Raw genomic sequence first — 23,776 nt, 5'->3', positions numbered from 1 at the left:
GTCATGAAAATTGCCGTTGTCGGCGCCGGCATTGTGGGTGTGTGCACCGCGTACGAACTGGCGCGCGACGGCCACGAGGTCACGGTGCTGGACCGGCGCAACTCGGTGGCCGAAGAAGCCAGCTTCGCCAGCGGCAGCCTGCTCGGCCCCGGCCATGTGCAGCCGGCCACCGGCGCGGTGGACAGCGGCCTGCGGCTGGCCACCCACGAGGTGGCGTGGCTGTGGCAGCGGCGCAAGCAAAAAACCACCCGCCCCGCCAGCCTGCAGGCCCTGAGCCAGCTGGCCTTGTACAGCCAGGCCCAGCGCCAGCGTGTCGCCACCGAGCTGCAGCTGACCTTTGACGGCGGCCAGGGCCTGATGCTGCTGTTCCGCAGCGAGCAAGACAGCCGGCAGGCCCAGCCCCGGCTGCAGGCCTTGCGCGAGGCCGGCATCAGCGTCAAAGACCTGACCCCGGCGATCGTGCGCAAGCTGGAACTGGCGCTGAACCCCGACACCGACTTCTTCGGCGCCGCGTTTTTTCAAGACGACGAACTGGGCAACTGCCGGCAGTTCGCGCTGCTGCTGAAAAACGCCGCCCAGGCCATGGGGGTGCGCTTTGTGCTGAACGCCGCGGTGCAGCCGCTGCAGCGCCGCGCGCCCACCCAGCTGGGCGTGGCGGGTGACCTCCAGGCCCAGGCCTTTGACGCGGTGGTGGTGTGCGCCGGTGCCGACAGCGCCCGGCTGCTCAAGCCCCTGGGCCTGACCTTGCCGCTGGCGGCGGTGCACGGCTACTCGGTCAGCGCGCAGATCCGCGAGCCACTGAACGCACCGCGCAGCGCCATCTGGGACGAGCGCCACCGGGTCAGCATCTCCTGCATTGGCCACCGGGTGCGGGTGGCGGGTGGCGCCGAGATGGGCCGCGGCGACGACAAGGCCCGCAGCACCGCCCTGCCCCTGCTCTACCAGGTGCTGCGTGACTGGTTTCCTGGCGCGGCCCGGGTCACCGGCGACGTGCAGGAATGGCGGGCCGCGCTGCCGGTGATGGCCGACGGCCTGCCCCGGCTGGGCGCCAGCGGCATCCCCGGCGTCTGGCTCAACCTGGGCCATGGCGCCAGTGGTTGGGCCCTGGCCAACGGCTCGGCCCGGGTGTTGGCCGACCAGATGGCCGGCCGCGCTGCCGCGCTGGCACTGGACGGCATGACGGTGGCCTGAGCCTGCCATGCGCCGCATCGACACCACCGCCGGACCGCTGCCGCTGTACCGCGTGGCCCGCACCCGGGCCATCGAACAAGCCGCCCAGAACCGGCTGCCGCCCCACACCCTGATGCAGCGCGCCGGCCTGGCCGTGGCCCGGCTGGCGCTGGCCAGCGCGCCCCATGCCCAACGCATCTGGATCGCCTGCGGGCCCGGCAACAACGGCGGCGACGGCCTGGAGGCCGCGGCCTGGTTGCAGGCCTGGGGCAAAGCCCCCACCGTCACCTGGCTGGGCAACCCGGCCAGCGCCAGCGCCGACACCCAGGCCGCCCTGGCGCGCGCGCGGGCTGCCGGCGTGGAGCTGGCCGACGACCCGCCGGCCAACCCCGACCTCTGCATCGACGCGCTGCTGGGCATCGGCGCCCGCCGCGCGCCCGAAGGCCGGCTGGCCCTGCAACTGCAACAGATGCAGGCCAGTGGCGCGACCGTGCTCTGCGTGGACCTGCCCTCGGGCCTGGACGCCGACAACGGCGCCCAGGCCGCAGGCTGGACTGCCCATGGCGCCAACCGCCGCATCACCCTGAGCCTGCTGACCCTGAAGCCCGGGCTGTTCGCCGGCGCCGGCCGGGACGCGGTGGGTGAGCTGTGGTTTGACGACCTGGGCGTCACGTCCGACGGAACGCCCGCCGACGCCCGCCTGGCCACCCCGCCCGCGCCGGCCATCGCCCGCCATGCCAGCCACAAAGGCACGCGGGGCGATGTGGTGGTGCTGGGCGGCGCGCCCGGCATGGTGGGTGCGGCCCTGCTGGCCGGCAGCGCGGCCTTGCACGGCGGCGCCGGCCGGGTCTACCTGGCGCTGCTGGATGGGGGCGGCCTGGCGGTGGACCCGCTGCAGCCCGAACTGATGGTGAGGTCGCCGGACGCCATCGACTGGACCCACACCCCGCTGGTGTGTGGCTGCGGCGGCGCTGACGCGGTGGCCACCTGGCTGCCCCGGGCCCTGGCCACCGAAGCGCCGCTGGTGCTGGACGCCGACGCGCTGAACGCGGTGGCGTCCACGCCGGTGTTGCGCCAGGCCCTGCTGGCACGCGGCCAGGCTGGCCGTTGCACCGTGCTGACCCCGCACCCGCTGGAAGCGGCGCGCCTGCTGGGCCAGACCACCGCCGCGGTGCAGGCCGACCGGCTGGCCGCTGCCCAGCGGCTGGCGGACGAATTGGGGTCGGTGGTGGTGCTCAAAGGCGCGGGCTCGGTGGTCGCCGCGCCCAGCCGTGTGCCGCTGCTGAATGGCAGCGGCAATGGCCGGCTGGCCACCGCCGGCACCGGCGACGTGCTGGCCGGCTGGCTGGGCGCGGCGCTGGCCGCACTGTCCGCCACCGCCGGCATGGGCGACTGGCAACAGCACACGGCCGAGGTGGTGTGGGCCCATGGCGCGCTGGCGGACCGTTGGCCCGCCGGCAAGGCACTCACCGCACAGCGGTTGGCCCAGGCCATCACCGCGTTGGCTTGAACGCCGGCGGCCGCAAGCCGCCGGGTTGTCAGCGCCGCGGCTTGCGGCCCTTCTTCTTGCCGGCCGCGAGTTTCACCGCCGCCTTCAGCGCCTCCACCGGGGACTTGGTGGGCCGCTCGCCGCCGCTGGACCGCTCTTCACCCCGCCCACTGCGCTTGGCCGAGGCCTTGGCACTGGCCTTGGGCGCCTTGCCCTGGGAGATCGGTGGCAAGGCCTCGCCAGACACCGCGCCCTTGTCCTTCATGGCACGCGTCAACAACTCTTCGTCGTCGCGCACCAGGCGGAAGTCGATCTTGCGGCCATCCAGGTCGACCCGGCTGACCTGCACCCGCACCCGGGTGCCGATGGCATAACGGATGCCGGTGCGTTCGCCGCGCAACTCCTGCCGCGCCTCGTCGAAACGGAAGTACTCGCCACCGAGCTCGGTGATGTGCACCAGGCCCTCGACATAGAGCGCGTCCAGCGTGACGAAGATGCCGAAGCTGGTGGCCGAGGTGACCATGCCGCCGAACTCCTCGCCCAGGTGCTCACGCATGTACTTGCACTTGAGCCAGGCCTCGACGTCGCGGCTGGCCTCGTCGGCACGGCGCTCGTTGGCGCTGCAATGCAGACCGGCGGCCTCCCAGGCCTGTTGCTCCGCGGTGAGCTTGCGCACCGGCTTGGCCGTCGGGTTCTTGGCGCGCTGGCTCAGCAGCCGCTTGCCCAGCTTGGCATGGGCCTCGCCCGGCGTGGGCAGCACCGGCAGCTGGTACTTGGACTTGGCCAGCACCGCCTTGATGACGCGGTGCACCAGCAGGTCGGGGTAGCGCCGGATCGGGCTGGTGAAGTGGGTGTAGGCGTCGTAGGACAGGCCAAAGTGGCCGCTGTTCATCGGCGTGTAAATGGCCTGCTGCATGGAGCGCAGCAGCATGCTGTGGATCTGCTGGGCGTCGGGCCGGTCCTTGGTGGCTTCGGCGATGCGTTGGAACTCACCTGGCGTCGGGTCGTCGCTGATGGTCAGACCCACGCCCATGGCCTTCAGGTAGCCGCGCAGGATTTCCTGCTTCTCGGCGGTGGGCCCTTCGTGGACCCGGAACAGGCCGGCGTGTTTGCTCTGCGAGATGAAGTCGGCGCTGCAGACGTTGGCCGCCAGCATGGCCTCTTCAATCACGCGGTGCGCCACGTTGCGGGTGCGCGGCACGATCTTCTCGATGCGGCCGTTGTCGTCGCAGACGATTTGTGTTTCGGTGGTTTCGAAGTCCACCGCGCCACGGTGGCTGCGCGCTTTCAGCAAGGCCTGGTAGACATCGGCCAGGTTGATCAGGTGGGGCACCAGCTCGCCCCGTTTGGCCGCTTCCGGCCCGCGGGTGTTGGCCAGGATGGCCGCCACCTCGTTGTAGGTGAAACGGGCGTGGCTGAACATCACCGCCGGGTAGAACTGGTAGGCATGGACCTCGCCCGACGCGTCGACCAGCATGTCGCAGACCATGCACAGCCGCTCGACCTCGGGGTTCAGCGAACACAGGCCGTTGGACAGCTTCTCCGGCAGCATGGGAATCACGCGGCGCGGAAAGTAGACGCTGGTGGCGCGGTCGTAGGCATCGATGTCGATGGCGCTGCCGGTGTCCACGTAGGCGCTGACGTCGGCAATCGCCACCAGCAGCCGCCAGCCGGTGAAGGCCGACTTGCCGCGGCCGGCTTTCACAGGCTCGCAGTAGACCGCGTCGTCAAAGTCACGGGCGTCTTCGCCGTCGATGGTGACCAGCGGGATGTCGGTCAGGTCGACGCGGTGCTTCTTGTCTTGCACCCGCACCTTGTCGGGCAGCGTGCGGGCCAGGGCGATGCAGGCCTCGGAGAACTCGTGGGGCACGGCGTATTTGCGCACCGCGATCTCGATCTCCATGCCGGGGTCGTCAACCTCGCCCAGCACTTCCTTCACCCGGCCCACCGGTTGGCCGAACAAACTTGGTGGCTCGGTGAGTTCCACCACCACCACCTGGCCGGGTTTGGCCGCGCCGGTGCCGGTCTTGTGAACCAGGATGTCCTGGCCGTAGCGCTTGTCTTCTGGGGCCACCAGCCAGACACCGCTTTCCTGCAGCAACCGGCCAATGATGGGATGGGCGGGACGCTCAACGATTTCCACCACCCGGCCCTCGGGCCGACCCCGCCGGTCCTGCCGCACGATGCGGGCCTTGACCCGGTCTTTGTGCAGCACGGCGCGCATTTCGTTCGGCGGCAAATAGATGTCTGGCTCGCCGTCTTCACGGACCACAAAACCATGGCCATCTCGGTGACCTTGCACAACGCCTTCAAATTCATCCAGCAATGCGCTGGAGGTGCTCAAATGTTTGATATACTTCTCTCTTTCCTGAAATGCCCAGGTGGCGGAATTGGTAGACGCACTAGTTTCAGGTACTAGCGAGTAACATCGTGGGGGTTCGAGTCCCTTCCTGGGCACCAATTTTAGTGACGGTATAAAGGTTCACGCGCAATGCGCGAACCACCGTGCTAAAAAGTATTTTTCCAAAGAAAGTCTGTTCTTCGGTGGCCATTTGCTTGATGCAGATGGACGCCGGCGAATGGCTTTTTGTCGTCTGGCTTTCGCCTCGGTCGGCCTGCACTGCGCCCAGCTCGCACCACCCGCCACGCACGGTCGACACCGGAGTGCCCTGCCGTGGGTTGGGCTGTGAAGCGCTGTCTGATGCTGGCATGCCGCCCTGAGACTCCAATTGACCTTCGCCCCTTGGCGTGACCACAAGCCCCGGGGCCCACACAACACCCCCGGGAAAGAACAATGCCAGCGCGCCTCCCGCAAGGGAAATGGCCGACATCCGAAGCGTCGAGCGTACCACCTGCTTACAACAAGGCATCGAACGCTGGCAGGAACATGCCAGTGGCCAGCTTGGCCGCAGGTCAGGAATTTTTCCTGGTCAGTGAAGCACCAAGCTCATCGACACTCGCAGGCGGAGACAAAACAGCCATTGAGCCACCGATGAACCAGCACAACACCCGGGCGCGCCGCCCCGCCAAGCCCGCTTTCCCGTCCTGCCTGATCGCGATGGCCATCGCCGCCACGTTCAGCCAACCGGCGCAGGCGCAAAACGAAGCCACGCTGCCAGAAATCACCGTCATCAGCACCACCCCACTGTCCGGTTGGGGCCTGCCGAAAAACCAGATCCCCGCCAACGTGCAAAGCGCCACGTCCGAAACCATGGACCGCAGCCGTGCGCTCGATCTGTCCGATTTCCTGAACCGCCAGTTCAGTGGCGTGCATGTGAACGAGATCTCTGGCAACCCCTTTGCCGTTGACCTGAACTACCGCGGCTACACCGCCTCACCCCTGCTAGGCACCCCCCAGGGTCTGTCCATCTACATGGACGGTGTTCGGCTGAACCAGCCCTTTGGTGACGTGGTCAGCTGGGACCTGATTCCCAAGGCAGCCATTGCCAACGTGACGCTGATGCCGGGGTCCAACCCGCTGTACGGCCTCAACACCTTGGGCGGCGCGGTGGCGCTGACCACCAAGGACGGTGTCAATTACCCAGGCACCTCGCTGCAGTTGCTGGCCGGCAGCCATGGCCGTCGCTCCGCAGAATTGGAAACCGGGGGCGCCAATGCCAATGGCCTGCACTGGTACGGCGCCGGCACACTGTTCCGTGACAACGGCTGGCGTGAAGAATCGCCAACCCGGGTGGGCCAGTTGTTCGGCAAACTCGGCCACAAGGACGCCAAGAGCGACATCAGCCTGTCGCTGGCCTATGCAGACAACAGCCTTCACGGCAACGGGCTGCAGGAGCAGCGGCTGCTGGCCCAGGACTACCGATCGATATACACCAAGCCCGACATCACCGAAAACCGCTCGCTGTTCCTGAACCTCACGGGCTCCCACGAGCTGTCCAACCGCGTGAGCTTTTCGGGCAACCTGTATTACCGCCGTCTGCGCACCGCCACCTTCAATGGCGACGTCAACGAAGGCGCACTCGACCAGAACGTGTACCTGAACGCCAGCGGCCGCAACTACCTTCGCAACCTGCCGGGCAACCCCTATGGCTTGTCGGCCAGCTACACCGAGAACGCCGCGAACACGCCCTTCCCCTACCTGGCCTGCGTTTACCAGACCCTGATCCTGGACGAACCAGGCGAAAAATGTTCAGGGCTGCTGAACCGCTCCGCCACCCGGCAGAGCAACCACGGCTTGTCGGGGCAATGGACCTTCAAGGGCGAGTTGGCTGGCCATCGCAACCAGTTCGTCGCTGGTGCCGCCATCGACCGCAGCCGCAGCCGGTTCACCCAAACCACCCAGTTGGGCTACATCACGCCCGACCGCGGTGTGACCGGGCTGCCCCATTTCGCCGACGGTGTGACCGGCGGCGAGGTCGACGGCGAGCCCTTTGACACCCGTGTCGACCTGAGCGGCCGGGTCCAGACCCACAGCGTCTTTGCTGCCAACACCACCAGCTTTGGCCAAACCCTGCACCTGAGCCTGTCGGGACGTTACAACCACACCCGCGTGCGAAACCGTGACGCGATCAACCCCGGGGGTGGCATCGACTCGCTGGACGGTGACCACAAGTTCAGCCGCCTCAACCCCGCCATCGGCCTGGCGTACACACCGTCACGCGACTTCAGTGCCTACGTGGGTTACAACGAGGCCAGCCGCGCGCCCACCGCCATCGAGCTGGGCTGCGCCAACCCCGACAACGAGTGCAAGTTGCCCAACGCACTGGCCGGTGACCCCCCGCTGAAGCAAGTGGTGTCGAGAACCATCGAGGCGGGCGTGCGGGGGCGGCTGAGCCCGTCCACCCAATGGAACGCCGGCGTCTTTCACGCGCAGAACCAGGACGACATCCTGTTTGTGGCGGGCAGCACGCCGGGCTATGGTTACTTCAAGAACTTTGGCAAAACCCAGCGCCAAGGCATGGAGCTGGGCCTGAGCACCCAGTCCGGTGGTCTGCACACCGCGGTCAATTACACCCACCTGATCGCCACCTTCCAAACCGCCGACAGCTTCAGCGCCAATGCCAACAGCAGCAACGACGCGGCGCAGACCGGACTGCCGGGCAATGTCAGCGTTCGACCCGGCGACCGCATTCCGCTGACCCCACGCCACCTGCTCAAGTTCGACATCGACTACCAGGTCAACCCCAGCTGGTCGGTCGGGCTCAACCTGATCGCCACCGCCAGCGCGTTGGCGCGCGGCAACGAGAACGGTGGCCACCAGCCAGACGGTCAGACCTCCATCGGCTCGGGCAAAAGCGCGGGCTACGGCGTGCTCAATTTCAACACCAGTTACCGCGCTTCACCGCAGCTGGAGTGGTTTGCGCAGATCAACAACCTGCTCGACCACCGCTACAGTTCCGCCGCCCAGCTGGGCACCACCGCCTTCAATGCGAACGGTGCCTTCCAGGCCAGGCCCTTTGGCGGTTCGGGGGCCAACGGCTTCCCACTGCAAAGCTCCACCTTCAATGCGCCAGGCGCGCCCCGCGCCTGTTTCGTTGGTGTGCGTTACCAGTTCGACCAGGCACCGCGCTGAGCCGGCGGCCGCGCCCGTTTTCCGTGCGATGGCCGCGGGCTTGCCTGCTGTTTTTTGGGAGGTTGGCGTGTTCGAATTACGATTCACTCCCAAACGGCATGGCCGGCAAGGAGACACCCCAGTGCGGAGACCCTCACGCGTCCGACGCGAACTGATCACCTCAGCAGGCTTGGCCCTGCTCGGGCTGCTGGCCCCCGGCGGCATGGCGACCGCAGCGACCCCCACGGAAGACCCCCTGCAATCCGTGCAGTGGAGCCAGCTGCGAAAAGAGTTCCTGGGCGCCAGCCCCTGGGTGTTTGATGACCGTGTCAAGGTCAGCGGTCCGCGCTTTGCGGAAGACCCGATGAGCGTGCCGATTGCGGTCGACGCCACGGCCCTGCTGGCCGATGGCCACAGCGTGGTCAAGATGGTGGTGATCGTTGAGCGCAACCCCATCCGCAAGGTGCTGGAGTTCGAACCGGTCGGTGTGTTGCCCCGCCTCACCTTCCGCTTCAAGCTGGAACAAGCCTCCCCGGTGCGGGTGGCCGTGCTGGACCAGAAAGGCCTGTGGCATGTGGGCAGTCTGCAGGTCGACGCCTCGGGCGGCGGCTGCACCGTGGCCGGCGCCACCCGGTCCGATGGCTCCTGGAGCCGCACCTTGAACCACGTGCAGGTCCGCTATTTTCAGGATGTGCTGAGCAACCACGCCGCCCGCCTGCGGCTGCGCATCATGCACCCCATGGACACCGGTCTGGTGGCCGGTATTCCCGCTTTCTACATCGAGCGCCTGGCCCTGCAAGCGCCCGACGGACAGGCCTTGCTGCGCCTGAGCCTGTTCGAACCGGTGTCGGAGAACCCCACCTTCTCCTTCGACTTCAGGGCCCAGCCAGTGGCCGGCCTGCGGCTCACCGGGGTGGACAACAACGGCAACAAAATCCTGGCCGAGGTGACCCCATGAAGGCGGTCCGCAGGGCCCTGCTGGGGGCCTGGCTGGCATGCCTGGGTTTTCCCTTGTGGGCACAAGGCCTGGACTACGCACTCAAGGCGCGAGCGGTAGCCCCCGACACCTGGGTCATTGAAGGGGCGAACGGCGACTTCTCGCCGCAGAACGGTTGCAACATCATCAACACCGGCTTCATTGCCACCTCGGCCGGCACGCTGGTCATCAACACCGGGCCGTCCCGCTTGTACGGCGAGGCGCAGCGCCGGCTGATCCAGCAAACCACCGCGCGGCCGGTGGTGGCGGTGTTCAACCTCAACCTGCACCCCGACTATTTCTTCGGCAACCAGGCCTGGGCCGACGTGCCCACCTACGCCCTGCCAGGCAGCCGCAAAGGCATGCAAGCCGAGGGCAACGCCTACGCCGACAACCTGTACAAACTGTGTGGTGACTGGATGCGCGGCACCGAGTCCACGCCCTCCTCGCAAACCCTGATACCGGAATCGCGCGCTTGGGGCGACCATGCAATTGCACTGATGCGGCTGCAAGGCCACACTGGCGACGACCTGGTGTTGGTGGACCAAACCACCGGAGTGGTCTTCGCGGGCGGCCTGGTTTTCGCCCACCGGGCGCCCACCACACCCCATGCCCACATCGGGCAATGGCTGGCCAGCCTGGACCGGCTGGAACAAACCACAGCCGGCCTGCGCGCGCCGGTGATCATCCCCAGCCACGGCCCTGTGGACAAGGGGAGCAACGGCTTTGCCGACACCCGACGCTACCTGCAATGGCTGGACCAACAACTGCGCTCGGCGGCCGCGCGCGGGCTGGACATTGCCGAGGCATTGCAGCTGCCGATTGGGGCCGAATTTAAGGGTTTCTCCGCAGTGGAAGCCGAGTTCCAGCGCAGTGTGTTTCACCTCTACCCGGACTACGAACGCCGGGCCATGAACGGTGAGCTTTCTCGCTGACTTCGCACAAGGCGCGTTCACATTTGGAACAGTTGATGACCTGGGGTACACCGATCGGCAACGTCCTCACGCAACCACCGTTCCATGGGGCAATTTTCCTTCGGTTTTCAGGGCTGTTTCCACTGGCATGGAATTTGCCCTTTAGCACCTGCTCAAGATCACTGCGCACACGCCAGAGTTGAGTCAGGGGCCATGTTGAATGGCCTATTCATCACTAAAGGAGATAAAAAAGCATGCGGAAACTACTTCTCTCGACCTTGGTCATGGCCGCACTGGCTGCGTTGAACGCCAACGCCGCCGTGACGGACGCCATGATCGAACAAGACGCCAAAACCGGCACCGACGTGCTGTCCTACGGCCTCGGCACCCAGGGCCAGCGTTTCTCGCCCCTGACCCAGGTCAACACCGGCACCGTCAAGAACCTGGTTCCGGCCTGGAGTTTCTCCTTCGGTGGTGAAAAGCAACGCGGCCAAGAGTCGCAACCCCTGGTGCACAACGGCAAGATGTTCGTCACGGCGTCCTACTCGCGCATCTACGCGCTGGACACCAAGACCGGCAAGAAGCTCTGGAAGTACGAGCACCGCCTGCCCGAAGGCATCATGCCCTGCTGTGACGTGGTCAACCGCGGCGCCGCCCTGTACGACAACGTGGTGATCTTCAGCACGCTGGACGCCCAGCTGGTCGCCCTCGACCAGACCACCGGCAAGGTGGTTTGGAAGGAAAAGATTGACGACTACGCAGCCGGCTACAGCAACACCGCTGCACCGCTGATCGCCAAGGGCCTGGTGCTGACCGGCGTGTCCGGCGGCGAATTCGGCGTGGTCGGCCGTGTGGAAGCACGCGATGCCAAGACCGGCAAGATGGTGTGGAGCCGCCCCACGGTGGAAGGCCACATGGGCACTCTGAATGGCAAGGACAACGGCATCACGGGCAACACCAACGCCACCTGGCCTGGCGAAATGTGGAAGACCGGCGGCGCAGCCACCTGGTTGGGCGGCACCTATGACGCTTCCACCGGCCTGGCCTACTTCGGCACCGGCAACCCCGGTCCGTGGAACAGCCACCTGCGCAAGGGTGACAACCTGTACTCCTGCTCCACCGTCGCCATCGACGTGGCCACCGGCAAGATCGTCTGGCACTACCAGAACACCCCCAACGACGGCTGGGACTTCGACGGCGTGAACGAGTTCGTGACCTTCGAATCCAACGGTCAACGTCTGGGTGGCAAGGCTGACCGCAACGGCTTCTTCTACGTCAACGACGCCAAGACCGGCAAGCTGGTCAACGCCTTCCCCTTCGTGAAGAAGGTGACCTGGGCCACCGGCATCGACCTGAAGAGCGGCCGTCCGAACTACGTGCCGGAAAACCGTCCTGGTGACCCGACTGCCGGCGCTGACGGCAAGAAGGGCGCTACCGTGTTCGCAGCCCCGTCCTTCCTGGGCGGCAAGAACCAGATGCCGATGGCTTACAGCCCCAAGACGGGCATGTTCTACGTGCCTTCCAATGAGTGGGGCATGGACATCTGGAACGAGCCGGTCAGCTACAAGAAGGGCGCTGCCTACCTGGGCGCTGGCTTCACTATCAAGACCATCAACGACGAGTACATCGGTGCCCTGCGTGCCATCGACCCCAAGACCGGCAAGATCGCCTGGGAAGTCAAGAATGGCGCTCCCCTGTGGGGCGGCGTGATGACCACCGCGGGTGACCTGGTGTTCTGGGGCACGCCAGAAGGCTACCTGAAGGCCGCCGATGCCAAGACCGGCAAGGTGGTGTGGCAGTTCCAGACCGGCTCCGGCGTGGTCGCTCCTCCCATCTCGTGGGAAGAAGGCGGCGTCCAGTACGTGGCCGTGGTCTCTGGTTGGGGCGGCGCTGTTCCTCTGTGGGGCGGCGACGTGGCCAGCAAGGTGAACTACCTGGAACAAGGCGGTTCCGTCTGGGTGTTCAAGCTCGCCGGCAAGTAATTTGCTGACAGCCAAAGGTGAATGCCGGCAACGGCATTCACCTTTTTTCTTGGGCGCCTCACCAGCGCTATTTCATTCCTCTCTCACTGACACACCATGCCATCTGCAAACCACCTGATCTGCAGCGCATTTGCCACCCTCGCACTGGTTGCCGGGGCCGGTGCCGCGCATGCCGACGCCAAAGACAATCCCGCCGCCAAGGACCTGGCCAACAAGAATGGCTGCATGTCCTGCCACGACATCGGAACCAAGATCATTGGTCCCTCCTTCGTTCAGATCGCCGAGAAATACCGCGGCCAGGCCGACGCCAAGGCGACCCTGGTGAAGAAGGTCAAGGAAGGTGGAAAAGGCGTGTGGGGCCGCATTCCCATGCCGCCCCATGAGCAACTGAAAGACAGCGACGCTGCGCTGATTGTGGGCTGGGTCCTCGCCCAGTGAACTGCCCCGGCAGGGGGCTACAGTGCGTAGTCCACCAGCCGATAGCGTATTTTTCCGCCAGACAGGAAGGAAGAGTTGACCAGCTCTTCCCGGTCAATCTGCACCAGCCCCACCCCCTTGCAATACCACTCGGTGGCGATGATGGGCTGGTCGGCGAAACCCTGAATCGGGTCTTTGAACAGCTTGAAGCTGGTCATGCCCTTGACCCGCAGGCAGTTGGTGAACACCCCTGCTGGAACCTCCACCGTGTCGGCCAGCGCTTCAATGCGGTAACGCATCGTGGTTTTGTGGCGATGCTTCAGCTCCCGCGGAAACTCGGCGTTGCGGGTCAACAGCAAGGGCGAGGTGGGCACATCCCACTCCATGCCCACTGCGGGAGACTGCGGCAAGACCATGCGGGGGGCTTCGTCCATCTGCGGCTGCTCTTCCAGATCGACCCGGCTCGCCAGCCGCCGAATGCCACTGGCATCCTGCTGCAAATAGTATTCAACCCCGGACGCGCTGCGGCGCACCGTGACGTCTTTGCCGTCCAGGCTGACCTGGCGGTCCACCGACAACTGCAGGCGGCTGTCCACCGGCGGATTGCTCATCTCGGTGACCAGTTCGTACGACCAGTGGGCGCCCACGTTCAGCGGGAAATAGGAGTCGCTGGCCGTGCCACTGCAGGCGGTGAGCAGCAGTGCGGCCGGCAGGCAGGCCAAAAGGCGGGCGGAACTCAAGATCACTTCTCCGGCAACTGGGGGCGTGGCAGATCGCTGATTTTGATGGTCAGCTTGTCGTTGCCGGGTGGCCGCAGCCAGGAGAAGCCCTTGGGGCCGGATTTCGGCTCGGTGGTCCCCATCTGGCTGATGCCCTGGCGGTTCTTTTTCATCGCCTCGTTGAACAGGCTGTGCAGGTCTTTCTCGTAGGGCAGCCGGTAGCTGCGCGGTTCTGCCACCGGCCGGTTGTCTTCGATGCCATTGACCCAGATGAACAAATTGCCCTTGGAGCCCTTTTCCTTGTTGGGCTCGTCCACCACCAGGGCCAGCAAAACAAAGCGCTTGGGCAAGGCCTCCTCGGCTGGCCAGCCCAACACCCCATGCACGCTGTCGAAGGCCATGAAGTAGAACACCGTCACCACACCCACCAGCGCAATCTTCAGCCAGGCGGACCACCGCGTCCACAGGCAGAGGCACAGCAGCAAAAAGGCCAGCAGCACGTAGACCGCGGTCAAAATCAAAAGGGAGGCGCTCATAGTCCTGTTCGCTGAACAATGGTTTTGGGGAGGGTGTTGATGTCCCGGACTTCCCCTTGCGAGTCCAGGGTGAAGCGCACCAGGGTGCGCTCCTCGCCTTTGGCCGGAATCTGCACCGTGCCGTAGTACACGATGTCGGCCCGGGGGTTGACCTTGACCACGGTGACGGTCACGTCCACCGGTTTGCCGTCCCGGGATTCGTAGTAATGGGCATTGACGATGTACTCACCGGGCACGATGCCGCGCATGGTGGCCATCTCCTGGCGGATCGGGTTTCTGATCTCGCGCCCGTTGACGATCACGCTGTTGTTGCTGGAACCCCGGTCGTCGCGGTCCAGGTGCATCAGGCCGATGTCGCGCTGGCGAAACCACAGCAGGTTGTCAGAGGGGTCCTGCATCCAGGCGTCGATGTCGTTGGGGTTGTTGTCGGGCCAGGTCACCGTGATGATGTACTCGGCCTTGGCGGGAATGTCCCCGGTCTTTCTGGCCTTCGGGTTGAACGCCAGCATCGCGATGATGAAGCAGAACACGAAGGCAATCAGCATGTTGAACAACATGTCGTAGAACGGATCGGTCTCCGTCTCGCGCTGGCGCCGCTTCAAAGCCATCGCTGGGGTCTAGGCCGAGGGGTCAAAAACGGCGCCGAGATCGCTCTCCGCAATGGCCAGGGCTTCGGCCACCAGCTCGTCCGCCACCCGATCCAGTCGGGTCAGTTGCAGACCCAGCAGGATGTTGGCGGCCAGGCCGGTCATGGTGGTCAACAGGGCGATGCCCAGGCCGTTGGTGAGGTTCTTCAGAAACAGCTGCGACTGGCCTGGATCGAAGGACTCCATGGAGCCGATCTGCAGCGCCAGAATCGAGAAGCCGATCACCTTGCCCAGCAAGCCCAGCTTGAGCTGGATGCCATTGACCCACCACACCGTCTCGTGCGGGCCGTGGGCCCGCTCCGCCAGCAGGTCGGTTTGCTGGCCGTTGTTGCGCCAGCCCGCAGCGCCCTTGGCCAGCAGGTCCTGGAAATAGGCGTGGACCCATTCGGTCCGCCGGTTGGCCGGGCCCATGGCGGTCAGCCGGGTCCGCAACTCGCGGGGATGGGCCAGCAGGGTCCGGGCAATGGCTTCCAGCATGACCTGTTGCCGCGCCAGTTGGTAGCTGCGTTTGCCACACCACAGCGTGCAACCAAAAAAGATCAGCACGATGACGATGGTGAGGAAGGTCGGGTCGGCCGTCACCAGCATGTGCCACACCCCCAGGCGCCAGAGCATGACGGTGGCAAACAGCAGCAGGCCAAAGAACGCCAGCCACAACAACAGCACCTGCTCGGGTGGCGACAGCAGGGTCAGAGAACGGCGGGGGGGGGAATTGCCCGGGCTGCGTGGCTGCAGAAATCCGGGCGTCGATGGGGATCGCAAAAGCATGCCGTTAACGGGTCTCAGTGGGCCGCAAGCGCGACGATGGCGCCAGGCTTGCTCTGGCAGATTTGTCGTGGGTGGATGAGAGCATCACAGTAGACTACCAGCAGGTTTGGTGCCAGCACCAGCAAAACATTGCACATCGTGAACACCCTCGGGTTACCCCGCATGAACCGGCGACATTTGCTGGCCCTTTTGGCCATGCGAACCGTCACCCAGGCGCCGTCGGCCCAGGCGGCCCAGGCGGCCAGCCGCCGCTTGCGGAAAATCGGCGCGCGGGCCTACGCCATGGCCAGCCTCACCACCCCACCCCGTCCGTCTGGCCATGGCCTGGTGGTCCACACCGGCATCCTGGTGGGGCCGCAGGGCGCCGTCGTCGTTGACCCTGGGCCCCATGTCCGCGCCGGCCAGGCGGTGCGCCAGGCGGTGCAGCGCGAACTCGGCCTGCCGGTGGTGGGGGTCATCAACACCCATGCCGCGCCCGAGTACGTGCTGGGCAACGCGGCCTTCGCCGGCCTGCCCATCCATGCGAGCGCCACCACCCGGCGCTTGATGGCACAGCGCTGCAAAGCCTGCCTGGCCCGTCTGACAAGCCTGCTGGGCAGTGCCGCCATGCAAGGCACACGCATCGTGCTGCCCACTCAGACCCTGGCCGCCGGGGACGCGGTGGTGTTGCATGGCCTCCGGCTGGACATCCGGGTGTTTGAGCAGGCGCACAGCCCTGGCGACACCGCGCTGTTCGACGCCGAGTCCTCCACCGTTCTCGGCGGGGGCCTGGCCTGCCGCCAGCAGCTGCCTGACCTGCGGGAAGCCTCGCTCTACGGTTGGATGGAGGCCCTGCGTGCGTTGCAGCAATGGCCGGCACGGCACTTCATCGGCGCCGGCCTGGGAACCATGGCCGACACGGTGGAGGCCACGCTGCATTACCTGAGCGGGCTGGAGCAGGAGATTGCGGCCCGGGTTCGCCGCGGCGACAACCCCAGCGACACCGCCTTGCCACCGCCGGCGCTGTGGGCCGACGCCCAGCGCCGCCATCCGTTGAACGTGCAGCGGGCCTGGCGCGAGATCGAAGAGCGGTGGTGGCGGGCCGAACCGCCCGAATGAGCCGGATCAGGTCCGGCGCTTGCGGCTGGGCTGCAGGTGTTCCAGCTTGCGGTACAGCGTGTTTCTGGACACACCCAGCGCGCGTGCGGCGGAAGACAGGTTGCCGTTGTGCTGCTCCAGCGCGGCCGCCATGGCGGCAATCTGCAGGTCTTCCAGCTTCATGTCGGTAGGCATGGCGGGCTTGTCCGCCACGACGATGGGCGGCACGACCGACACGGCCGCCGCCGGCATCATGGCCGAGGCCGACCAGACCGGTTCCACCGACAAGGCCGGCAGCTGCATCTCCTCCAACAGCTCCTCGGGCAAATGCTCGAGCCGGATCACACCGTCGTCGTCGGCCATCACACAGGCTGTGCGCAGCACATTGGCGAGCTGGCGGATGTTGCCCGGCCAGGCGTACTGGTGCATCAAGGCCTGTACCTCGGCGTCCAAGGTGTACACCACCCCGGCCGACAAAGACTCGGCCCCCAGGATCTTGTGCAGCAACACCGGCAAATCGGACCGCAGGCGCAGGGCCGGCAAACGCACCACCAGCCCGCTGAGCCGGTAATACAAATCGTCGCGGAACTCGCCGCGGGTGATCATTTCACGCAGATTGCGGTTGGTCGCACAGACCACCGCGATGTCCACCGGGATGGCTTTGGAACTGCCCAGTGGCGTCACCAGCCGGTCTTGCAAAACGCGCAGCAAGCGCGCCTGCAGCGACAAGGGCATGTCACCGATCTCGTCCAGGAACAAGGTACCGCCATTGGCCTGAGCGATCTTGCCCACGCCGCCCTTCTTGCGGGCGCCGGTGAAAGCGCCTTCCTGGTAACCGAAGAGCTCGGACTCGATCAGGTTTTCGGGAATCGAGGCACAGTTCACCGCCACAAAGTTGCCGTGGCTGCGTTGCGAATCGTTGTGGATGGCCTTGGCCAGCAACTCCTTGCCGGTGCCGGTCTCGCCCAGAATCAGGATGGGGATGTCCTTGCCCCTGACTTTGGACACCATCTGCACGGCCAGGGCCACCTGCCGGTCGCCGGTGTTCAAACACTTCAGCGTGGCCACCTGCGGGCCACTGCGTGACCGCGCCTCTTCCATCGGTTCCGGCGGCATTGGCTGTGCCGCGGCAAAAGGCATGCTGGCCCCGTGGCTGGCATCGGACGCCGTGGCGGCACCCGCCGTGCCGGCCCAGCCCATCGAGGCGAACATGAATGACGGGGTGCGGAATTCCGCGCGGGCCCGCAGCGTGGCGCCGCTGGCCAATGTCAGGCTGAGCAAGCCCGGATTGGCCGAGCGGTAATGCTCCAGCAAACTGGACATGGGCAGACCGAACAACGACGAGAAGGTATGGGCCTGCAAGGCCTTGATCGACATGCCCAGCTGGAACTGCGCGCTGCGGTTGGCCGACAGCAAACGGCCGGTGGTGGTGAACGCCACGATGCCTTCGACGATGGTGCCGATGAACTCCGCACGCGAGTGGAAGTGGATGCGCACACCTTCAGGAAAGGCTTCAGCAAAAAGCTGGTTTCCGATCATCTGTGCCGACATGTTGACCAATGCCAAAGTGTGACGATGAAAGCCCCGATGGTCGCCGCTGACGTCCAGCGCGCCAATCACCTGGCCGTGCGGGTCCAGGATGGGGGCGCAAGAGCAGGTCAGGAAATGGTTGGCCCGCAGGTAATGCTCAGGCCCGTTGACCACGATGGGCCGACGCTCATGCAGCGCCGTGCCCACGGCGTTCGTGCCCTTGTGCTGCTCGGCCCAGGACACCCCTGGCGACAGGGCCACGCGGTCGGCCTTCTCCAGGAAATCGTCGTCACCCAAGGCATGCAGAATCATGCCGTCGAGGTCGGTCAGGATGACCATGTTGTGGGTGTTGGAAATCTGCTCGTAGAGCGACTCCATCACCGGCAGGGCGTGGGAGTACAGGGCCCGGTTGATTTCCAGGCGCTCGGCCAGCTCAGGCTTGGAGATTTTTCCAAAGTCCGGGATGTCAGAGGCCCGCAGACCGAAGCCTGTGCACCGCTGGTGGGAACTGGCGATCAGGGCGGGATCCATCAATCCCACCGGGTCCGCGTGTCCCGATGTTCTCAGCTCGTACATGTCTCCTCCGTCTTGCCAACATCTGCAACACTTTGGCCGTGTTGCCGGTGAAAGCAGATAGATGTGTTGCTTTGGAAAACCGACTCGATTCTACAATTCGGGCTGGCATGAAACAACCGCTCAAATTTGCAGCGTAAGAAAAGCACAACGTTCAGATTCGCAGCAGTTGGTGGGCCATGGAGGCCCAAATCGACGCGAATCATACGGTACGGGATTTGCTTCCAGACAAGGGTTTGCGCCATCCGGTTTGCATACATACGGCAATATTTCACACAGAGGAAGATCATGATGAAAGTTTGGGCACGTCGGCCAGTTTCCGCACTCGCCAGCGCCTTGTTCCTGGCGCTGCCAGCAGCGGTTTTCGCGCACGGTGACGTCACACCTCAGGCCGTCGACACCAAGACCCTGCCCCAGCTGGGCGACAAGTGGCTGGGCTCCAACCCCTACAGCACGGGTCCGGCCACCAAGGAAGCCCTGCGTATCGGCACCTCGGCTTACAACCAGAACTGCGCGCGCTGCCATGGCCTGGAAGCCATCTCCGGCGGCATTGCCCCCGACCTGCGCAAAATCGACGCCGATTGCACCGGCCTGGCCGATGCCGCCAAGAAGTCGGCCTGCTTCAAGGAAATCGACGACTACTACATGACCACCGTGCGCCGTGGCCGTACCCGTGACGGCCGCGTCTACATGCCCCCTTTCGAGGGCACGCTGTCGCAAGAAGCGATCTGGGCCATCAAGACCTACCTCGAAACCCGTCGCGAGAAGTGATCATGTGAACGCGGGGCCGTTGCGCCCCGCGTTGTCAGGCGTTGTTCGTTCCCCGTTTCCAAAGGTCCAGTCATGACAGGTATCAGTCGGCGCAGCTTTGCCCAAGCCCTCTCCCTTGCCGCAGCAGGCGGTTTCCCGTTGTGGGCCCAGGCCGACCTGGACAAGGTTCGTGCAGGCGGCGTGCTCAAGGTCGCCGTTTACAAGGATTTCGCACCGTTCTCCTACGGCAGCGACAACGCCATGAAGGGTGTTGAAGTGGCGCTGGCCCAGGCCCTGGCCACCGAGATGGGCCTCAAGCTGTCCCTGCTGCCTTTTGATGCGGGCGAGAACATGGCCGACGACCTGCGCAACATGGTGTGGCGCGGTCACTACCTTGGTTATGGCCCGGCCCATGTGATGCTGCATGTACCGGTGGACCGCAACTTCATCATCGGCAACAAACAGTCGCTGATTTTCGCGCCCTACTACCGCGAAACCCTGGTGTTCGTGCACGACAAAAAGCAACTCCCTGAGCTCGAGAAGCTCGAAGACCTCAAGGGCGTGCAGATCGGCGTCGAGCGCGGCACGGCCGCCGCCAGCGCGGTCCTGGGCGCCCTGCAGGGCCAGCTGCGCGACAAGGTCAGCATCCTCAATTCCCCCACTGAGGCCATGGCCGCGCTGTTTGCCGGCAAAGTGGCCTCGGTGCTGGCCACCAAGGCCCAGATCGAAGCCGAACTTCACCTGGCACAGAAGACGGCGGCCGATTACCCCCTGACCACCTTGCAACTGAACGGCCTGCCGCCCAACGGCTGGACGGTGGGCATGGCCGTCAAGGCCGATGAAACCGATCTGGCCAAGGCCATCGAGGCCGCGCTGGCCTCGATCAACACCAAAGGCGATCTGAAGAAGATCTTCGAGCAGTCCGGCATCAGCCTGGGCAAGCTGTAATTCTCCCGGCCCCCAAACACCGATGTCCCGCAGCACTGTTTTCCGCGGCCCGCCCAGCCGGCCGCGCTGGGCCTTGCTGGCCCTGGCAGCCGCCTCACAGGCCCCCGCACTGGCCCAGGACGCGGAGCCGTCACTGGCACCGGTCGTGGTCAGCGTGACCCGGCGAGCGCAGGCCGCGTTCGATTTGCCGGCCTCGGTGGACGCCGTCGACGCCACCGACATCCGGGCCGCCCGTGCCCTGGTCAATCTGTCGGAATCGCTGAGCCGGGTGCCTGGCATCGTGGCCCAGAACCGGCAGAACTACGCCCAGGACCTGCAGATCTCATCGCGCGGCTTCGGGGCAAGGTCCAGCTTCGGTGTCCGCGGTCTGCGGCTGTACTCGGACGGCATCCCGGCCACCCAGCCGGACGGCCAGGGTCAGGTCTCGCATTTCGACCTCGCATCGGCCAGCCGCATCGAGGTGCTGCGTGGGCCGTTTTCGGCGCTGTACGGCAACTCGTCCGGTGGCGTGATCAGTGTGTTCACCGAGGACGGTGGTCCGCAGACCGTGATTGAAGGCGCGCTGTTTGTGGGCAGCGACGGCTTGCAGCGCATCGGCACCAAGGTCTCCGGGCAAGAGGGCCAGGCCCGCTACGTGCTCAGCACCAGCCGCTTCGAAACCGACGGCTACCGCGACCACAGCGCGGCGGAGCGCACCTCGTTCAACGGCAAGCTGCGCTACGACCCGTCGGAAGACACGCGCATGACCCTCGTGCTGAACAGCCTGGACATGCCCGACACCCAGGACCCGCTGGGCCTGACCCGCGCCCAGTACGAGGCCTCGCCCTCACAGGCCTCGCCGGCCGCCCTGCAGTTCAACACCCGCAAATCGGTCCGTCAGACCCAGCTCGGCGGCACGCTGGAGCAGCGCCTGTCCGCCGACCAATCGGTGCAGCTCACCGCCTATGCCGGCTCCCGGTCCACCAGCCAATTCCAGGCCATTCCGGTGGCCACACAGGCCCCCGCCAGCAATCCCGGTGGGGTGATTGACCTGGCACGCGATTACGGCGGCCTGGACGCGCGCTGGTCGCTGCAAGGGCAGCTGCTGGGCCGGCCGGCCAACGCCACCATCGGCCTGTCGTACGAAACCCTGGACGAGCGCCGCAAAGGTTTTCAAAACTTCATCGGTTCGACCTTGGGCGTGCAGGGACCGCTGCGCCGCGATGAAAACAACACCGTGCGCAGTGTCGACCAGTACGCCCAGGGCGAATGGCTGTTCGCCGACCAATGGACGGCGCTGGCCGGTGTCCGCCATTCCCGCGTCACCTTCAAGACCGACGACCAATTTCTCAGCAACGGCAACGACAGTGGCAACACGCGGTTCGAAGCCACCAACCCCGTCGTTGGCCTGACCTACCACGCCAGCGACAGCGTGAACCTTTACGGCACCGTGGGCCGGGGCTTCGAGACGCCCACCCTCAACGAGCTGGCCTACCGGCCCACCGGGGGCGCCGGCCTGAACCTGGGCTTGTCGGCCGCCACCAGCCAGCAGGCTGAAATTGGCGTCAAGGCCAAGCTGGCCCGCTGGCAATGGCAGGCGGCCTACTTCCAGGCCCACACGGCCAATGAAATCGTGGTGCAAACCAACACCGGGGGCCGCACCACCTTCCAGAATGCGGGCCGCACCGAGCGGCGTGGCTTCGAGCTCAGTGCCAACGGCGAACTGAGCAAGCAGCTCAGCCTCTACCTCGCAGCCACCCAGCTGGACGCGACCTATGCCGATGGCTTCAAGACCTGCACCGCCTCGCCCTGCGCCACGCCCACGGTCAACATCCCGGCCGGCAACCGCATTCCCGGCATCCCGCAAACCAATTTTTACGGCGAGCTGCGCTGGCGCCTGCCGGCCTGGGGATTCGAGAGCGCGCTGGAGTTGCGCAGGACCAGCCGCATCTTTGTGGACGACCGGAATTCGGACAGCGCTTCGGGCTACACCACCGCCGCCCTGCGCCTGATGCTGAAACAGCAGGCCGGCCCCTGGACCGTGCGGGAGTTTGTGCGCGTCGACAACCTGTTCAACCGCCAGTACGCCGGCTCGGTGATCGTCAACGAAGGCAACGCGCGCTACTTTGAATCGGCCCCCTTGCGGACCTGGTTGGCTGGCATTCAGGCCACCTACACCTTCTGAGTCTTTCGGCAGATGGCGGGCCCGTCCCGCCGTGCGGGCCTCTCTTCAAGCCCACCCCCAAAGCAGCCCTCGTGGCTGCTTTTTTCATGCCCCATCGCTCTGGGTTTGCCAGATCGCAGACCCAAAAAAACGGCCGACCACTGGTTTCCCAGTGACCGGCCGTGTCAACCCTTGAAGATACTAACTACGCAGCGAGATCAGAAGAAGAAGATACCGCCGAGTGCCAGGCTGTTTTGCTTGGCAGCAGCGCCGTTGAAGGCCTTGGACTTGGTCTGGCCGGCTTCAGCCACCAGGGTCAGGCCCTTGGTCAGGTTGAAGTACACGCCAGCGGTGGTGTTTTCGTTGGAACGGAAGCCGGTGCCGGTGTCGGTGTCATTGCGGCTGCGGCCGTTGCCCAGACCCAGCTTGACGCGCTCGGAAACCTGGTAGGTGCCTTGAACGATGTAGTTCTTGCCCTTGACGCCGCCTTGGTCGCCGTCAGACAGGATACCGATGCCCTTGCCTTGTTGGTAGTTGGCCACCACGCCGAAACCACCGAAGCTGGCAGAACCACCAACTTCAACAGCATTCATGGTGAAACCAGGCGTCGTGGCAGTGACGGCAGGCGTAGCGCCAAAGCCAGGGGTCAGCACGACCGTGCCGGTGTCAAATTTCTGGCTCTTGGTTGCAATCCAGCCCTTGAAGCCTTGACCACCGAAGGTGGCACGAGCCTGGAATTGCGGGCTGTTCTTGGCGGTCTGATTGCCACCCAGGCTCACGTCCACCGGGCTGAACACACCGACGTCCACGCCAACGCCACCGAGGTCGGGCGTGGAGTAAACGATCTGGCCATAATTGCCAACGTAGGTGTAGCCAGCGCCGATGTGGCCCAGGGACACGCGACCGTTCTGGGTGGCGTTGGTGGCAGCGCCGACGCCCAGCAGGGTCATGTCGCTGACGATGGGCAGGAAGCCGAAGGTGCCGTAGTCACGGCCCAGCTTGACGGTACCCATGGTCTTGTTGCCAAAGGTCATGTAAGCCTGACGAATGTCGACCACGTTGTTCTGGGCGATCGCGCTGTTGGTGGCGGTGGCGGCGCTGATGCCGAACACGGCGGCCAGGTCGTACTCGCCTTGCGTGCCACGGGCGCCAACGTTCAGTTGCGAGGGCAGCAGGCCGTTGCCGATGACGGTGCTTTTGCTCTTGCCACCGCAGGCCAGGGCGGCGTCGCCGAGGGCCAGGCCACCGACGGTGCCAACGGGCTGTTTGCACTCGGTCGCGGTGTAGAACGCATTGATGTTGCCGCCAACCGACACAGTCCAGTCACCGGCCTTGATGTCCACAGCGTGGGCGGCGGGAAAGGTTGCTGCTGCCAGGGCAACTGCTGCGATGTGTTTGATTTCCATGGGGTCTCCGTTTATCAGTGATTTACTTGCTTATTTGCAATACCAACTCCGCCGGCTCTTTCCGGCGCACCCCTTACCGCAAGTCCCATGCCTGCGCTTTCAAGCCCTGTTACCCCCTGGGTGACGGCATAAACTGCGCCAATTCCACACAAACCAGTGTCGAAACGGAGCGTTCCGGACCGGCGCCTGGCCCCCCACCAAATCGTGAACCGTTCGTGA

General features: G+C 65.3%; 18 protein-coding genes and 1 tRNA gene. 12 read left to right on the top strand and 7 right to left on the bottom strand.

Going from position 1 to position 23,776, the window contains the following annotated elements; translation table 11 throughout:
• Window positions 1-3 precede the first annotated feature (3 nt).
• Window positions 4-1,191 carry an FAD-dependent oxidoreductase gene (locus AC4BAR_RS02920; protein WP_490626311.1) on the top strand — a complete coding sequence of 396 codons (1,188 nt, stop codon included), beginning with the start codon at window positions 4-6 and terminating at the stop codon, window positions 1,189-1,191.
• Window positions 1,192-1,198: 7 nt separating this feature from the next.
• Window positions 1,199-2,680, top strand: a complete 1,482-nt coding sequence (locus AC4BAR_RS02915) for an NAD(P)H-hydrate dehydratase (RefSeq protein ID WP_490626310.1) — start codon at window positions 1,199-1,201, stop codon at window positions 2,678-2,680.
• 28 nt (window positions 2,681-2,708) lie between these two features.
• Here AC4BAR_RS02915 and rnr read toward each other — a convergent pair whose 3' ends face one another.
• Window positions 2,709-4,985: a ribonuclease R gene (gene rnr / locus AC4BAR_RS02910; RefSeq protein ID WP_490627178.1), complete on the bottom strand. Its 2,277-nt coding sequence runs from the start codon at window positions 4,983-4,985 to the stop codon at window positions 2,709-2,711.
• A 49-nt stretch (window positions 4,986-5,034) separates the two neighbouring features.
• Between rnr and AC4BAR_RS02905 the strand changes: the two genes are divergently transcribed.
• The 6 genes from AC4BAR_RS02905 (at window position 5,035) to AC4BAR_RS02880 (ending at window position 12,481) form a co-directional block, all read left to right on the top strand.
• Window positions 5,035-5,119 (top strand) — tRNA-Leu (locus tag AC4BAR_RS02905).
• Window positions 5,120-5,651: 532 nt separating this feature from the next.
• Complete coding sequence (locus AC4BAR_RS02900; RefSeq protein WP_490626309.1) at window positions 5,652-8,192, top strand: TonB-dependent receptor; 2,541 nt, start codon at window positions 5,652-5,654, stop codon at window positions 8,190-8,192.
• A 202-nt stretch (window positions 8,193-8,394) separates the two neighbouring features.
• Window positions 8,395-9,129, top strand: a complete 735-nt coding sequence (locus AC4BAR_RS02895; RefSeq protein ID WP_490626308.1) for a quinoprotein dehydrogenase-associated SoxYZ-like carrier — start codon at window positions 8,395-8,397, stop codon at window positions 9,127-9,129.
• Complete coding sequence (locus AC4BAR_RS02890; protein WP_490626307.1) at window positions 9,126-10,082, top strand: quinoprotein relay system zinc metallohydrolase 1; 957 nt, start codon at window positions 9,126-9,128, stop codon at window positions 10,080-10,082. The genes AC4BAR_RS02895 and AC4BAR_RS02890 overlap by 4 nt, the downstream gene beginning before the upstream one ends.
• A gap of 233 nt (window positions 10,083-10,315) precedes the next feature.
• A complete protein-coding gene (locus tag AC4BAR_RS02885; protein ID WP_490626306.1) occupies window positions 10,316-12,043 on the top strand; it encodes a PQQ-dependent methanol/ethanol family dehydrogenase in 1,728 nt (575 codons plus the stop codon).
• Window positions 12,044-12,139: 96 nt separating this feature from the next.
• A complete protein-coding gene (locus AC4BAR_RS02880) occupies window positions 12,140-12,481 on the top strand; it encodes a c-type cytochrome (protein ID WP_490626305.1) in 342 nt (113 codons plus the stop codon).
• A gap of 17 nt (window positions 12,482-12,498) precedes the next feature.
• Here AC4BAR_RS02880 and AC4BAR_RS02875 read toward each other — a convergent pair whose 3' ends face one another.
• From AC4BAR_RS02875 to AC4BAR_RS02860, 4 genes are read right to left on the bottom strand one after another with little or no spacing between them, the layout of a single operon-like run.
• A complete protein-coding gene (locus AC4BAR_RS02875; RefSeq protein WP_490626304.1) occupies window positions 12,499-13,200 on the bottom strand; it encodes a hypothetical protein in 702 nt (233 codons plus the stop codon).
• 2 nt (window positions 13,201-13,202) lie between these two features.
• Window positions 13,203-13,715, bottom strand: coding sequence for a hypothetical protein (locus tag AC4BAR_RS02870; RefSeq protein WP_490626303.1), 513 nt, complete (start codon window positions 13,713-13,715; stop codon window positions 13,203-13,205).
• Window positions 13,712-14,323, bottom strand: a complete 612-nt coding sequence (locus tag AC4BAR_RS02865; protein ID WP_490626302.1) for a hypothetical protein — start codon at window positions 14,321-14,323, stop codon at window positions 13,712-13,714. The genes AC4BAR_RS02870 and AC4BAR_RS02865 overlap by 4 nt, the downstream gene beginning before the upstream one ends.
• Window positions 14,324-14,332: 9 nt before the next feature.
• Window positions 14,333-15,130, bottom strand: coding sequence for a hypothetical protein (locus tag AC4BAR_RS02860; RefSeq protein ID WP_490626301.1), 798 nt, complete (start codon window positions 15,128-15,130; stop codon window positions 14,333-14,335).
• 195 nt (window positions 15,131-15,325) lie between these two features.
• Here AC4BAR_RS02860 and AC4BAR_RS02855 point away from each other — a divergent pair, with 195 nt between their 5' ends.
• Window positions 15,326-16,228 carry an MBL fold metallo-hydrolase gene (locus AC4BAR_RS02855; RefSeq protein ID WP_490626300.1) on the top strand — a complete coding sequence of 301 codons (903 nt, stop codon included), beginning with the start codon at window positions 15,326-15,328 and terminating at the stop codon, window positions 16,226-16,228.
• A gap of 6 nt (window positions 16,229-16,234) precedes the next feature.
• Here AC4BAR_RS02855 and AC4BAR_RS02850 read toward each other — a convergent pair whose 3' ends face one another.
• Window positions 16,235-18,268, bottom strand: coding sequence for a sigma-54-dependent Fis family transcriptional regulator (locus AC4BAR_RS02850; protein WP_490626299.1), 2,034 nt, complete (start codon window positions 18,266-18,268; stop codon window positions 16,235-16,237).
• A 333-nt stretch (window positions 18,269-18,601) separates the two neighbouring features.
• On the opposite strand from AC4BAR_RS02850, the gene pedF reads away from it, so the two are divergent.
• The 3 genes from pedF (at window position 18,602) to AC4BAR_RS02835 (ending at window position 22,172) form a co-directional block, all read left to right on the top strand.
• Window positions 18,602-19,081, top strand: coding sequence for a cytochrome c-550 PedF (pedF, locus tag AC4BAR_RS02845; RefSeq protein ID WP_490626298.1), 480 nt, complete (start codon window positions 18,602-18,604; stop codon window positions 19,079-19,081).
• A 72-nt stretch (window positions 19,082-19,153) separates the two neighbouring features.
• Entirely contained in the window at window positions 19,154-20,008 is an 855-nt protein-coding gene (locus AC4BAR_RS02840; protein WP_490626297.1) for a substrate-binding periplasmic protein, read from the top strand.
• A gap of 22 nt (window positions 20,009-20,030) precedes the next feature.
• Window positions 20,031-22,172, top strand: coding sequence for a TonB-dependent receptor family protein (locus tag AC4BAR_RS02835; RefSeq protein WP_490626296.1), 2,142 nt, complete (start codon window positions 20,031-20,033; stop codon window positions 22,170-22,172).
• A 197-nt stretch (window positions 22,173-22,369) separates the two neighbouring features.
• Here the strand turns inward: AC4BAR_RS02835 and AC4BAR_RS02830 are convergent, their stop codons facing one another.
• Complete coding sequence (locus AC4BAR_RS02830) at window positions 22,370-23,557, bottom strand: porin (protein ID WP_490626295.1); 1,188 nt, start codon at window positions 23,555-23,557, stop codon at window positions 22,370-22,372.
• Window positions 23,558-23,776: the final 219 nt, after the last annotated feature.

The sequence above is a fragment of the Rhodoferax sp. SPJ4 genome (assembly GCF_058216275.1).
Note: the sequence above shows the minus strand (reverse complement) of the source record. Positions and strands in the feature narration are given on the sequence as shown.

Coding starts and splice junctions, on each gene's coding strand:
- AC4BAR_RS02920 (WP_490626311.1), top strand. CDS start 4: ATGAAAATTGCCGTTGTCGGCGCCGGCATTGTGGGTGTGTGCACCGCG.
- AC4BAR_RS02915 (WP_490626310.1), top strand. CDS start 1,199: ATGCGCCGCATCGACACCACCGCCGGACCGCTGCCGCTGTACCGCGTG.
- AC4BAR_RS02900 (WP_490626309.1), top strand. CDS start 5,652: ATGAACCAGCACAACACCCGGGCGCGCCGCCCCGCCAAGCCCGCTTTC.
- AC4BAR_RS02895 (WP_490626308.1), top strand. CDS start 8,395: ATGGCGACCGCAGCGACCCCCACGGAAGACCCCCTGCAATCCGTGCAG.
- AC4BAR_RS02890 (WP_490626307.1), top strand. CDS start 9,126: ATGAAGGCGGTCCGCAGGGCCCTGCTGGGGGCCTGGCTGGCATGCCTG.
- AC4BAR_RS02885 (WP_490626306.1), top strand. CDS start 10,316: ATGCGGAAACTACTTCTCTCGACCTTGGTCATGGCCGCACTGGCTGCG.
- AC4BAR_RS02880 (WP_490626305.1), top strand. CDS start 12,140: ATGCCATCTGCAAACCACCTGATCTGCAGCGCATTTGCCACCCTCGCA.
- AC4BAR_RS02870 (WP_490626303.1), bottom strand. CDS start 13,715: ATGAGCGCCTCCCTTTTGATTTTGACCGCGGTCTACGTGCTGCTGGCC.
- AC4BAR_RS02865 (WP_490626302.1), bottom strand. CDS start 14,323: ATGGCTTTGAAGCGGCGCCAGCGCGAGACGGAGACCGATCCGTTCTAC.
- AC4BAR_RS02860 (WP_490626301.1), bottom strand. CDS start 15,130: ATGCTTTTGCGATCCCCATCGACGCCCGGATTTCTGCAGCCACGCAGC.
- AC4BAR_RS02855 (WP_490626300.1), top strand. CDS start 15,326: ATGCGAACCGTCACCCAGGCGCCGTCGGCCCAGGCGGCCCAGGCGGCC.
- AC4BAR_RS02850 (WP_490626299.1), bottom strand. CDS start 18,268: ATGGATCCCGCCCTGATCGCCAGTTCCCACCAGCGGTGCACAGGCTTC.
- pedF (WP_490626298.1), top strand. CDS start 18,602: ATGAAAGTTTGGGCACGTCGGCCAGTTTCCGCACTCGCCAGCGCCTTG.
- AC4BAR_RS02840 (WP_490626297.1), top strand. CDS start 19,154: ATGACAGGTATCAGTCGGCGCAGCTTTGCCCAAGCCCTCTCCCTTGCC.
- AC4BAR_RS02835 (WP_490626296.1), top strand. CDS start 20,031: ATGTCCCGCAGCACTGTTTTCCGCGGCCCGCCCAGCCGGCCGCGCTGG.
- AC4BAR_RS02830 (WP_490626295.1), bottom strand. CDS start 23,557: ATGGAAATCAAACACATCGCAGCAGTTGCCCTGGCAGCAGCAACCTTT.